The 12,770-nt window shown below is 61.7% G+C and carries 11 protein-coding genes; 8 read left to right on the top strand and 3 right to left on the bottom strand.

Going from position 1 to position 12,770, the window contains the following annotated elements:
- On the top strand, positions 1-1,467 hold a 1,467-nt coding region (gene rpoD / locus VJV58_RS01335; protein ID WP_324135509.1), incomplete at its 5' end, for an RNA polymerase sigma factor RpoD.
- A 387-nt stretch (positions 1,468-1,854) separates the two neighbouring features.
- Entirely contained in the window at positions 1,855-2,673 is an 819-nt protein-coding gene (locus VJV58_RS01330; RefSeq protein WP_324135508.1) for a lytic murein transglycosylase, read from the top strand.
- A gap of 982 nt (positions 2,674-3,655) precedes the next feature.
- On the opposite strand, the gene VJV58_RS01325 is transcribed toward VJV58_RS01330, so the two are convergent.
- Positions 3,656-4,945 (bottom strand): hypothetical protein, encoded by a 1,290-nt coding sequence (locus VJV58_RS01325; RefSeq protein WP_324135507.1) that lies wholly within the window; start codon positions 4,943-4,945, stop codon positions 3,656-3,658.
- A 138-nt stretch (positions 4,946-5,083) separates the two neighbouring features.
- Positions 5,084-5,686, bottom strand: a complete 603-nt coding sequence (locus VJV58_RS01320) for a DUF1134 domain-containing protein (protein WP_324135506.1) — start codon at positions 5,684-5,686, stop codon at positions 5,084-5,086.
- 111 nt (positions 5,687-5,797) lie between these two features.
- Here VJV58_RS01320 and VJV58_RS01315 point away from each other — a divergent pair, with 111 nt between their 5' ends.
- Positions 5,798-6,325 carry a YHS domain-containing (seleno)protein gene (locus VJV58_RS01315; RefSeq protein ID WP_324135505.1) on the top strand — a complete coding sequence of 176 codons (528 nt, stop codon included), beginning with the start codon at positions 5,798-5,800 and terminating at the stop codon, positions 6,323-6,325.
- 9 nt (positions 6,326-6,334) lie between these two features.
- On the opposite strand, the gene cysQ is transcribed toward VJV58_RS01315, so the two are convergent.
- Positions 6,335-7,168, bottom strand: a complete 834-nt coding sequence (cysQ, locus tag VJV58_RS01310; protein ID WP_324135504.1) for a 3'(2'),5'-bisphosphate nucleotidase CysQ — start codon at positions 7,166-7,168, stop codon at positions 6,335-6,337.
- Positions 7,169-7,332: 164 nt separating this feature from the next.
- Between cysQ and chpT the strand changes: the two genes are divergently transcribed.
- From chpT to VJV58_RS01285, 5 genes are all read left to right on the top strand, one after another.
- Positions 7,333-7,980 (top strand): histidine phosphotransferase ChpT, encoded by a 648-nt coding sequence (chpT, locus tag VJV58_RS01305; RefSeq protein WP_324135503.1) that lies wholly within the window; start codon positions 7,333-7,335, stop codon positions 7,978-7,980.
- A gap of 194 nt (positions 7,981-8,174) precedes the next feature.
- Positions 8,175-10,904, top strand: a complete 2,730-nt coding sequence (locus VJV58_RS01300) for a hybrid sensor histidine kinase/response regulator (protein ID WP_324135501.1) — start codon at positions 8,175-8,177, stop codon at positions 10,902-10,904.
- 18 nt (positions 10,905-10,922) lie between these two features.
- On the top strand, positions 10,923-11,390 hold the full coding sequence (locus VJV58_RS01295) for a chemotaxis protein CheW (protein WP_324135500.1): 468 nt from the start codon (positions 10,923-10,925) through the stop codon (positions 11,388-11,390).
- A 74-nt stretch (positions 11,391-11,464) separates the two neighbouring features.
- Complete coding sequence (locus VJV58_RS01290) at positions 11,465-11,830, top strand: response regulator (RefSeq protein WP_324135499.1); 366 nt, start codon at positions 11,465-11,467, stop codon at positions 11,828-11,830.
- 81 nt (positions 11,831-11,911) lie between these two features.
- The coding region (locus VJV58_RS01285) for a chemotaxis protein CheB (RefSeq protein WP_324135498.1) at positions 11,912-12,770 on the top strand (859 nt) is incomplete at its 3' end.

Here is a 12,770-nt window from a genome sequence, read left to right as displayed (position 1 = left end):
CCCGTCGGCGAGAACGGCGAAGCGCCCGGCGAGGGCGGCCAGGCCGCAGCGGCTGCGCCCGAGCATGTGGCGCCGCCCGCCGCTCCGCCGTCGCCGACCCCGTTCCGCGCCGCGCCCGCCGGTGCTGACGCCGAGGACAAGGATCCCGGCGAGGCCGCGGCCGAAGCCGACATGGACGAGGACGACGAGTTCGAGAACCAGATGTCGCTCGCGGCGATCGAGGCCGAGCTCAAGCCCAAGGTGGTCGAGATCTTCGACAAGATCGCCGACAACTACAAGAAGCTGCGGCGCCTGCAGGAGCAGGACATCTCCAACCAGCTACAGAATGAAACGTTGTCGCCGGCGCAGGAGCGCAAATACAAGAAGCTCAAGGACGAGATCATCGTCGAGGTGAAGTCGCTGCGCCTCAACCAGGCCCGCATCGATTCACTGGTCGAGCAGCTTTATGACATCAACAAGAAGCTGGTGTCGTTCGAGGGCCGTCTGCTTCGCCTGGGCGACAGCCATGGCGTCGCGCGCGAGGACTTCCTGCGCAACTATCAAGGCTCCGAGCTCGATCCGCGCTGGCTCAACCGGGTGTCGAAACTTTCCGCCAAGGGCTGGAAGAATTTCGTGCATCACGAAAAGGACCGCATCAAGGAACTGCGCCACGAGATCCAGTCGCTGGCCGCCTTGACCGGGCTCGAGATCGGCGAATTCCGCAAGATCGTGCACGGCGTGCAGAAGGGCGAGCGCGAGGCGCGCCAGGCCAAGAAGGAAATGGTCGAGGCCAACCTGCGGCTGGTGATCTCGATCGCCAAGAAATACACCAATCGCGGCCTGCAATTCCTTGATCTGATTCAGGAAGGCAATATCGGGTTGATGAAGGCGGTCGATAAGTTCGAATACCGCCGCGGCTACAAGTTCTCGACCTATGCGACCTGGTGGATCCGGCAGGCGATCACGCGTTCGATCGCCGATCAGGCGCGCACCATCCGCATTCCCGTGCACATGATCGAGACCATCAACAAGATCGTGCGCACCTCGCGCCAGATGCTCAACGAGATCGGCCGCGAGCCGACGCCCGAAGAGCTTGCCGAGAAGCTCGGCATGCCGCTCGAGAAGGTGCGCAAGGTTCTCAAGATCGCCAAGGAGCCGCTGTCGCTGGAAACGCCCGTTGGCGATGAGGAAGATTCGCATCTCGGCGATTTCATCCAGGACCCGAACGTGGTGCTGCCGATCGACGCGGCGATCCAGTCCAACCTGCGCGAGACCACGACGCGGGTGCTGGCCTCGCTGACCCCGCGCGAGGAGCGCGTGCTGCGCATGCGCTTCGGCATCGGCATGAACACCGACCACACGCTGGAAGAAGTTGGCCAGCAGTTCTCGGTGACTCGCGAGCGCATCCGCCAGATCGAAGCCAAGGCGCTGCGCAAGCTGAAGCATCCGAGCCGATCGAGGAAGCTGCGGAGCTTCCTGGATAATTGATCCGTTCATCCTGAGAAGAAGGACTTTGTCATGGCCGGGCTTGTCCCGGCCGTGACGATTCTAATCGTATCGGTGAGACCAACTCCATCAGCGTGGTGGACCGCTTGCGCGCCTCAACCTCTCATCCTGAGGAGCCGCGCATGGCGCGGCGTCTCGAAGGAATGGACGGCCATATGCCTCGAGACGCGCGTTCGCGCTCCTCAGCATGAGGCGTGGATAGCGCATTGGAACGGGAGCCGTTGGCAAAGGTTATTGTCGCGTCCGTTACGTCCTCACTTCCATCAATGGCGGGCGAGAGCTCGCCATTTTTCCGTCTGCGGCAGAACAAGCAGCACTTAACGTGCTACAGCTTGCGCCTGTTTCCCCTCAGGAAGGAAATGGTTTGTCATGAATAGTGCGCGTCTTGCTCTCTCCACCGCATCGATTGTCGCTGCGCTCCTGATCTCCACTCCCTCATTCGCGGCGCGGTGCGGCGGTGACTTCCACACCTTCGTGGCGGGCGTGGAGGCGGACGCGCGGGCGGCAGGCATCTCGGCGAGCGTGACCAGCGCCGCACTCGACGGCGTGACGCTGGATCCGGCGGTATTGAGCTTCGACCGCCGCCAGCGCGGCACCTTCAACAAGACGTTCGAGCAATATGTTTCGACCCGCGTCGGACCGGGCCGCATCAATGGCGGACGCGCGATGCTGCAGCGTCATGCGGCATTGCTGTCGCGGATCGAGGCGCGCTTCGGGGTGCCGCGTCAGATCCTGGTCGCGATCTGGGGATTGGAAACCGATTTCGGCAAGGGCGACATGGGCCGGCTGCCGGTGTTCCGCGTGCTCGCGACTCTGGCGCATGATTGCCGCCGCAGCGAACTTTTTCAGACCGAGCTTCTGGCCGCGCTCAAGATCGTTCAGCGTGGCGATCTGCCGCTGCGCGACATGATCGGCGCCTACGCCGGCGAGATCGGCCAGACGCAATTCCTGCCGTCCTCCTACATCAAGTATGGCGTCGATTTCGACGGCGACGGTCACGTCGATCTACGGCATAGCGTGCCCGACGTGCTGGCCTCGACCGCGAACCTCCTGCACAGCAACGGCTTCAAAATGGGCGCGCCCTATGAGGAGGGCACCGCGAATTTCGAAGCGATGCGCGAATGGAATCGAGCGACGATCTACCGCAAGACCATCGCCTATTTCGCGGATCGGTTGGTCGGGCGGTAGTCTTCAAAATGTAGCCCGGATGCGCGGAGCGAGATCCGGGAGAACGTAGAGAGACCCACATCTCGCGTGCTCATGCGGGCTACTGGTCCGCAACCCTCCCCATAAAAGTAAAAAAGGAGGGATGAACAACGAGCTCTCTGTTATCCCTCCCCACAAGGGGGGATAAAAGCCATCGGGCAGAAACGCCTGACGGACAAATCACTGATTTCTCTGTCTAGCCCCGGTTGCAAAAATATTCGGCTGTTCGGTCTTCCCAAATCAAAATTATAAGCGCCGCCATCTCGTCCCACACAGAGGGGCGCTCGCGATCGTCACGAACGTTGGGAACGGGATGCGGTGGACGCGGATGTGCTGTGGACGAACGGCACGTGACGCGGACGGCGAAGTCGTGTGGTTCTGACGCCTCGACGCTGGCGTTCAAGCTTGCGAAAGCAATTCCGCAGGCGACGGTGACAACAAAGCCCGATCACCGGGGAGAGCACGATATAAGTCGTAAAACCATTGCGCGGGGAATGCCGGATGATTTCGGTGAACCTGTGGTGACTATGCTCGTATGCTTTTTCATCTTGCATGCGAGGCTGCGGGTGCATCGAGCGCCCGGCATTCCCTGCGCCCTCTGAATTTCAGATGCGCTTCACACGATCCAAAACTCGCGCGGATCACGCGGCGAGATCGGAGAGGTGAGTGTTTTTGCGTGGAGGAATCCGAGAGAGATGTACGGAATGCCGCGACGCGGTTATCCCTCCCCCACTTTTTGTGGGGAGGGTGGCGCGAAGCGCCGGGTGGGGGTGGCTCGTGCGAGGTGATACACCCCACCCGTCACATCGTTCGCGCCGCTCACGATGTGCCACCCTCCCCACAAAAGTGGGAGGGATAAGGAAGAGCGGCCGTCGTTCGCCTCGGAGCGAGAAGTGGGACGCGCAAGCCGGTGTGAGTGTGTTTTGTCGCGGCGAGAATTGGACGGTGTGAATTGCGAGAAGCGTTAGCTTGGCTGCTGTTGGCGGGCGCGGGAGGCGTGAGACTGCAGCGCGCGGATGCGTTCGGCCAAAGTGCCGCCGCCCTCCGGTGCAACGCTGGGGGAAGGCTGAGCCGCGCCGCCACTCGCCGGCCGCGCCGGACTTGGAGCGGCTTGCGTTTCTGCAAGCATGGCCTCGATCGGCGAGTTCGGCCCTTCCAGTTGCATCGCCAGCTTGGCCACTTCCGCGGCGATGTCGTTGATGCGTTCGCGCAGCAGCGCATTCTCCATGCGCTCGATGGCCCAGGTGCTTTCGGCCTGCTGCTGGATCGTGTTGATCTCGCGTTGCAGCTTGGCGCGTTCATCGCGCGCAACGCGGAGCTGTTCCTCCACCGCGGCTTTCTCCCCGCGCAATTTTTCCAGCGCGGGAAATGCGCCGGTGTTGGTAAGGGCGATTTCCTCGCGCAATTCCTTGACCGTGCGCTCGGCGGAGTCTTTAGCCTGCCGCAACTGGTTGTTCTCAAATTCGCGCTCGGCAAGGAGCCTGCCCTGCGTAGCGAGGCGCTGCTCCAGATCGCTAACGCGATTGCCCAGCAATTCGGCTTCCTTGACCTGCACGATCAACTGGCGATCGAGATCGGTGACGCGTTGACTCAAATTCTCCACCTTGCTCCGCGCATCGGCAAGCTCGCGCGTAGCCTTTTCGGATTCGCTGCGCTCGAGCCCGAGCCGGATCTGGGTTTCGGAAAACTCCTTCTCGGCATCCCCAACGCGGCTCTTGAGATCGTCGATCTGCGAGCGTACCGCCACCAACTCGACCTGGCGGCTTTCCGCCATCATCGAACGGTCGGACAGTTCGGCGCTAAGCCTGGCAAGCTCGTTCTGCTTGTCCTTGAGCGCCTGTTCGGCATCGCGCAGCGCTTCGGTCCTGCCAGCGAATTCCTCTTCAGTGGCGCGAAGCTGTTCCTTCATCGCCTTCTCGCGCGCTTCCAGCGAAAAGATCGTGGCGTTCTTCTCGCCGAGTTCGAGCTTCATGCGATTGATCGCGTCGGTCTTCTTGCCGAGCTCGGCGAGCTGGCTGGTGCTCTTGCTCTTGAGTTGATCGACGCTCATCTCCAGGCGCCGTGCCGACATCGCGAATTCGGCACGGAGCTGATCCTTGTCGGCCTGGATCTCAGCCATCGACAACGGCGTCGCCGCCTCCAGCCGTCGCGTCGTCAGCCGCACCGCGCGGTTATGCACCAGCGGCACGATCATCAACCCGAACAGCATCGAGATCAGAAAACCGATCGCCAGATACATGATCGGTTCGATCATCAGCGCAAACTCCCGATGTGCAGAAGAATCTCGATCAGCATGCCACGACGCGCAGGGGTAACGCCAGTCCGATGCTCATTTAACGTCAATACGCAGCGTTCGCTCGCTGCTCTGCGCGCCGGGTATTTATGCGTGAGGTCAGAACGGGTTCCATGTCGCGCGCGGGGTATATTTCAGATAGCCGATGTTGGCGCCAAGCCGCAGCCCGAGGCCCGAGCGGATCGGCACCAGCACAATGTTGTTGGCTGTCAACGCCGTCATCCCGAAGCCGCCGATGATATAGGCGGAGCCGTCGATGCCGGCGAAGCGCTGGTAGATCGCGTTGGTCGCCGGGAGGTTGTAGACCAGGGTCATGGTGCGCGCACCATCGCCGCCCCAATCGAAGCCGACCGATGGTCCCTGCCAATACACCCGCAAGTCGCCGGCATTCTTGGTGTAGAGCGTGCCTTCGCCGTAACGCAGTCCAGCCACGAATGCCCCGGAGCCTTCCTCGCCCAGGACATAGCCGTTGGGCAGGCCCCATTGGCTGACCGCCCGCTCGATCACCGAGGCGAGGCCGCGCGAAACATTGCCGAAAAACCGGTGTCCGGCGTTGACCAGTTCGTCGGGGCCGTAGGTGCTGGGGCTGGGCTGGCGTTGCGGCGGCGGAAGCTCCGGAGCCGGCTGCTGCGACGAAGCTGGCGCAGCCCAACACATCAGCGCGGCGAATGTCACCGCGGCAAGGCGTGATGCAAAAGTCATAAAGAACCCCCAGATATCGAAAACCTGAACACTCTCTTTAACCTGATGCCAACGGCACCCCCATAGGTTGCGTCCAGTGTCCCCCCGACTCGGATGTTATCGGCAGCAACTATGACGGCACGACGGCAGGAAAGAAACCGGGTCGGGCCAGGATCGCAATTTCGCTCCGGAATAGCCCCGATCGCGCTAGTGCTGGCAAGCCTGGCGAACTCGCTTTGGCAATCGCCCGCGCCGGCCTCAACCACCGAACGGGTGGTCGTGAACCGTTACACGGGTCTGGCGATTGAGGGGTTCGACCCGGTCGGCTATTTCGTCGATGCCGGCCCGGTGATTGGCCAAGAGGGCTGTGAGGCTTCGCAGGCTGGCGCGGTCTGGCGCTTTCGCAATGAGGGCAATCGGGCGGCGTTTATCGCCCACCCCGAAATATACGGTCCGCAATTTGGCGGTTACGATCCGGTCGATATCGCCCGCGGCGTTACCGTCGCCGGCAACCCGCGGTTCTGGCTGATCTCGGGAAGGCGGCTCTATCTGTTCGGTCGCGAGCAAACCAGGGACGCCTTCTCCGCGGACGCCGCGCGCCTGCTGCAGGAAGCCAGCCAGCGCTGGCCGGCGCTGCAGCAAGAGCTGACCCGCTACTAATGCGTGTTGCTATTGCGCTCCGGCCGCCGACGGATCGCCCCAGGCGATGAATTCCGGCACGATGAAGCCGGGCCGACCGCGCACGAACCGCACCGGAGCGCCGTGCGTGTCCGTGATCCGTCCGCCGGCGGCGGTGACCAGCGCGTGCCCTGCCGCGACATCCCATTCCGATGTCGGCGCGAGCCGCGGATAGATGTCGGCCTGGCCTTCCGCAACCCGGCCGAATTTGAGCGCTGAACCGAGCGCGATGCGAATCGCACCGGGTCTTGCCGCAATGAACGACTCGGTGCGGCTGTCGGCATGGGAACGGCTGACGGCCGCCACCCAAGGCTCGCCAGGGGGCGGCATGCTGCGGGTCCGAATCGGCCGTGACCTCGATGCTTCGCTTGTCGACAGCCGTTCCGCGCCCCGTCCGACCACACCGCGCCAGATAATTCCGAGCGCTGGCGCGCCGATGATGCCCATCACAGGCTCGCCGTTGCTCACCAACGCAAGATTGACCGTGAATTCCTCCCGCCCGGCGACAAACTCCTTGGTGCCATCGAGCGGATCGATCAGGAAAAAGGCTGCGATAGCGCGGGGCTCGGCCGATTGGCAGCGCTCCTCGGAAAGCGCGGGAATTTCGGGCGCCAGCCGGGCAAGGCCGTCGGCCAGAATGGCGTCGGAGGCCAAGTCCGCTTCCGTGACCGGTGATCCGTCGAGCTTGCCATCGACCTTCATCGCCGCGCGGTTGATCGCGAGAATCGCCGCGCCGGCCCGGATCACCAGCTCGGTCAAGGGTTCCAGCAGCGCAACCGCTCTGGAGCTGTCGATCGGGGCCGTGGAGGAACGAGCATCATTCATGTGTGGATTCATAGGCGGATTCACGGCGGATTTCATGCGTCCTTGAACTATCCCCCGAGGATTGCGCGTTGTGTTGGCGGCGCGCGCGTCCGCAGTGTATCAAGCCGGCGAGCATGTTTGATTCGTCCAGGTGCGCCATGTCAGCGGGTTTACAGGAACATCCTATGTCCGGCATCTCGTCTCCCGGTACCGCCCCAGACTCCCTCGAACTGGCGGCGCTCTTATGTTCGCGGGTCTGTCATGATCTCATCAGTCCGGTGGGCGCGATCGTCAATGGCCTTGAGGTTCTCGATGACGATCCAAAGCCCGAAGATCGCGAATTCGCGCTCGATCTGATTCGCAAGAGCGCCAGGACCGCCTCAGCACGGTTGCAGTTCTGCCGGCTGGCGTTTGGCGCGGCCGGTTCGTCCGGCGCGCAGATCGACCTGGGTGACGCGCAAAATATGGCGCGCGGTCATTTGGAGGACGGCAAGACCACGATCACCTGGAATTTGCCGCGGGCGCTGTTACCGAAGAACAAGGTCAAACTGCTGCTCAACATGCTGGTGATCGCCCAACAGACAATCCCGCGCGGCGGCGTGCTGACGGTCGACCCGACCGGCGAAGGCGACAAATCAGGCTTTCGCGTCGCGGCCAGCGGACTGAACGCGCGCATGCCGCAAAACATCGCCGATCTGCTCAGTTCGGCGTCCAGCTCAGCGATCGACGCCCACGCGGTGCAGCCCCATTACACCAAGCTGCTGGCGCAGGCCTGCGGGCTTCGGGTGGTACTCGCCCCGGAAGGTGATGCGGTGGTTGTGACAGCCTCCTGACACGCTGTTTGCAATCAATCGTGGTTAACCGGTGCTTAAAAATTGCCGGCAAGACTCGCTGAGGTTGCCTTATCTCTTTGTTGATCCCGTTCTTTTCCATTTACTCAACCAATATTAAACGCTTTGCGGAGAAGCTGGCCCCACTCTGAATGGCGTGTCGAAGTCGCGCGCCGGTGTGTTCGAAGGCCAGTTTAATGGACGATCTGTTACGCGAGTTCCTGACGGAAACCAGCGAGAGCCTGGATACAGTAGACAACCAGCTGGTGAGGTTCGAGCAGGACCCGAACAACGCGAAGATACTCGATAACGTCTTTCGCCTGGTCCACACCATCAAGGGCACCTGCGGTTTCCTCGGACTTCCGCGGCTCGAAGCGCTCGCGCACGCCGGTGAAACGTTGATGGGCAAATTCCGCGATGGAATGCCGGTCACGGCTGAAGCGGTGACGCTGATCCTCAGCAGTATCGATCGAATCAAGGAAATTCTCGCCGGTCTCGAGGCAACCGAGGCCGAGCCCGAAGGCACCGATCAGGACCTGATTGTAAAGCTCCAGCAAATGGTCGAGCGCGGAATGCAGGATTTGCCGGAGACTGCGACGTCCGCTGAACCGGTCCAGTCAAAAACTTTCCAAGAACTGCCGGGAGCGCAGACGCTTGGGCGGCCATTGCGCCCCGGTGAAGTCTCACTTGATGAACTGGAGCGCGCATTCCGGGAAACCGCGACCGAAGTAGCACCCGCGCCCGCTAAGGAAGCGCGTCCGACGCGCGATCCACACGCATCGGCGGCTAAGGATGCAAATCGATCCGCGAAAAAGCCACCGACCGATCCGGAATTGGGCGAAGCCGATCGCGTCGCCAACCAGTCGATCCGTGTGAACGTGGATACGCTGGAACATCTTATGACGATGGTGTCGGAGCTGGTTCTAACCCGAAATCAGCTTTTGGAAATCTCCCGCCGCAACGAGGATACTGAATTCAAGGTGCCGCTGCAGCGACTCTCCAACGTTACGGCCGAGCTGCAGGAAGGCGTGATGAAGACGCGGATGCAGCCGATCGGCAATGCCTGGCAGAAGCTGCCGCGCATCATACGCGATCTCTCCAGCGAACTCGGAAAGCAGATCGAGCTGGAGATGCATGGCGCCGATACCGAGCTGGATCGCCAGGTACTCGATCTGATCAAGGATCCGCTCACTCACATGGTGCGCAACTCGGCCGATCATGGGCTCGAGACCCCGGCCGAGCGGGCAGCCGCCGGCAAGCCAGAGCAGGGCACCATACGCCTGTCGGCCTATCATGAGGGCGGCCACATCATCATCTGCATCGCCGACAATGGCCGCGGCCTCGACACCGAAAGGATCAAGGCCAAGGCGATCTCCAACGGTCTCGTCAGCGAGGCCGAGCTGGAGAAGATGACCGAATCTCAAATCCACAAATTTATCTTCGCGCCCGGATTCTCCACCGCGGCGAGCATCACCAGCGTATCCGGTCGCGGGGTCGGCATGGATGTGGTGCGCACCAATATCGACCAGATCGGCGGCACGATCGACGTCAAATCCGTTGCCGGCGAGGGTTCATCCGTCACCATCAAGATCCCGCTGACGCTTGCGATCGTATCAGCGCTGATCGTGGAAGCCGCCGGCGACCGCTTCGCGATCCCGCAATTGTCCGTGGTCGAGCTGGTTCGCGCCCGCGCCAATTCCGAGCACCGCATCGAACGCATCAAGGATACGGCGGTATTGCGGCTGCGCAACAAGCTGTTGCCGCTGATGCATCTGAAGAAGCTGCTCAAAGTCGATGATGGCTCGTCCTCAGATCCTGAGAATGGCTTTATTGTCGTGACGCAGGTCGGAAGCCAGACCTTCGGCATCGTGGTCGATGGTGTGTTTCACACCGAAGAAATTGTCGTCAAGCCGATGTCGACCAAGCTGCGTCACATCGACATGTTCTCGGGCAACACCATTCTCGGTGACGGCGCCGTCATCATGATCATCGATCCGAACGGCATCGCCAAGGCGCTCGGTGCTGCCGGGAGCGCCGCTCACGAAATCTCGGAAGAGAACGCCGCCTCGCGCGCGATTGCGGCGGAGCAGTTGACCTCGCTGCTGGTGTTCCGCGCCGGCTCGCCCCAGCCAAAAGCGGTGCCGCTCGGCCTGGTGACGCGGCTGGAAGAGATCGTCGCCGAAAAAATTGAACTCTCCAACGGCCGCTACATGGTGCAATACCGCGAGCAGCTGATGCCGCTCGTTCAGATGGCTGGGGTAAGCGTCCAGACCTCCGGCACCCAGCCGATCCTGGTGTTCGCGGATGATGGCCGCTCGATGGGACTCGTGGTCGATGAGATCATCGACATTGTCGAGGAGAAGCTCGCGATCGAGGTCGCAGGCCAGCAGGAGGGCATTCTCGGGTCAGCGGTAATCAAGGGCCAGGCAACTGAAGTGATCGATGTCGGGCATTTCCTTCCGATGGCGTTTGCTGACTGGTTCAGCCGCAAGGAGATGCGTCCGTCGGCATCGGCCCAATCAGTGCTGCTGGTCGACGATAGCGCCTTCTTCCGCAACATGCTGGCGCCGGTTCTCAAAGCAGCAGGTTATCGCGTGCGGGTTGCACCGAATGCGCAAGAAGGGTTGTCGGCGCTTCGCTCTGGCCAGCCGTTCGACGTCGTGCTGACCGACATCGAAATGCCCGACATGAACGGCTTCGAATTCGCCGAGACGATACGCGCCGACCAGCATCTGAGTTCGATGCCAATCATCGCCCTTTCATCGATGGTGTCACCGGCGGCGATCGAGCGCGGCCGTCAGGCCGGATTCCACGATTATGTGGCGAAGTTCGATCGTCCCGGTCTCATCGCTGCACTGAAGGAGCAGACGTCCGAACTGAGCCGAGCGGCATCGAAAGTACATTCGTCCATCAATCAGGCCGCCTGACGTAAAGAGGATGAGAGCATGAGCAAGAGTGAAACCGCTGAAGGCAGTGTGGTCGAGTACGTCACCGCGATGATCGGCGGCCAGCTGTTTGGCTTGCCGATCTCACGGGTGCAAGACGTGTTTATGCCGGAGCGCCTCACCAGAGTGCCGTTGTCGCCGCGCGAAATCGCCGGCGTGCTCAATCTTCGCGGACGCATCGTGACCGTGGTGGATATGCGGGCCCGGCTCGGGCTCCCAAAGAATGAGGATGGCAAGCCGGCAATGGCCGTAGGCGTGGACCTGCGCGGCGAATCCTACGGCCTGTTGATCGATCAAATCGGCGAGGTGCTGCGGCTCTGCGAGGATGGACGCGAAGAAAATCCGGTCAATCTAGATCCCCGCCTGGCCAAGCTCGCCGGTGGCGTACATCGGCTTGACGGTCAGCTTATGGTTATCCTCGACGTCGATCGCGTTCTCGAAATCGTGCCGGACATGCTGGCGGCATGAACTCGGCGCCAGGCAAGCGGCAACCAGTGGAAATGCACTCCTCCCGGTAGGGATTGGAATCAGTAGAGGCGAAAATGAGAACATGTCTCGTAGTCGATGACTCAAGCGTCATTCGAAAGGTCGCTAGACGCATCCTGGAAGGGCTGGATTTCCAGATCGTCGAAGCCGAGGATGGCGAGAAGGCGTTGGAAGTGTGTCGGCGCGGACTGCCCGACGCGATCCTGCTCGACTGGAACATGCCGGTCATGGACGGCTACGAATTCCTCGGCAACCTGCGTCGAATGCCCGGTGGCGATCAGCCCAAAGTCGTGTTCTGCACCACAGAAAACGACGTCGCGCACATCGCGCGCGCGCTTCACGCCGGCGCCAATGAATACATCATGAAGCCGTTCGACAAGGACATCGTTACCGCGAAGTTTCAGGAAGTCGGCTTGATCTAAGTCTGGCTATTTCGACCGGCGGCTGAGCTGACTTCAGCACCGCCCGTAAACGTGCCGATCTTGAGCCGAACCTGGTGAGTAATGAGTGTTGCGTTAACAAGTTCCTCGACTCCCGCTTCGTGGCGACAAGAGCCATTGCGTGTGATGGTTGTCGACGACTCCGTCGTGATCAGAGGATTGATATCACGCTGGATCGCATCCGAACCGGACATGGAGGTCGCGGCCTCGTTGCGCACCGGCCGTGACGCCGTCAACCAGCTGGAACGCGTCAATCCGGATGTCGCCGTGCTCGACATCGAAATGCCGGACCTCGATGGCATTTCCGCGCTGCCGCTGCTGCTGGCCAAGAAACGCAATCTCATCATCATCATGGCTTCCACGCTAACCCGCCGCAACGCGGAGATCAGCTTCAAGGCGCTCTCGCTCGGAGCGTCCGATTACATTCCAAAGCCTGAGAGCACGCGCGTGGTTACTGCTGCTGACATCTTCCACCACGATCTGATCCAGAAAATTCGCTCGCTTGGCGCCAAGGTGCGGCGGGCGCAGCCGGCATCGTCTCCGCTCGCCGCACAAATTCCGGTGCGTGAATCATTGTCGCGACCCGCGCTGGCGCATCCGGAACTGCTCCGTCGCGAGTTCGGCACGCATGCGCCGCGCGCGCTGTTGATCGGCTCGTCTACCGGTGGTCCTCAAGCATTGATGACGCTCGTGGCCGAGCTTGGGCCTGTCATCGACCGCTTTCCGGTTCTGATCACACAGCACATGCCGCCCACGTTCACCACGATTCTGGCGGAGCACCTTGCGCGTTCCAGCCATCGGCCGGCGCGCGAAGCCGTCGACGGCGAGGTCGTCAAGCCGGGCCAGATCTATGTTGCCCCAGGCGGCCGCCACATGCGGGTAACGCGACAAGGCGTGGACGCCGTCATCGCTCTGGATGACG

This window comes from Bradyrhizobium sp., assembly GCF_035273305.1.
Lineage (GTDB): Bacteria > Pseudomonadota > Alphaproteobacteria > Rhizobiales > Xanthobacteraceae > Bradyrhizobium.
The sequence above is the reverse complement of the archived record's forward strand: the minus strand, read 5'-3'. Positions and strand labels throughout refer to the sequence as shown.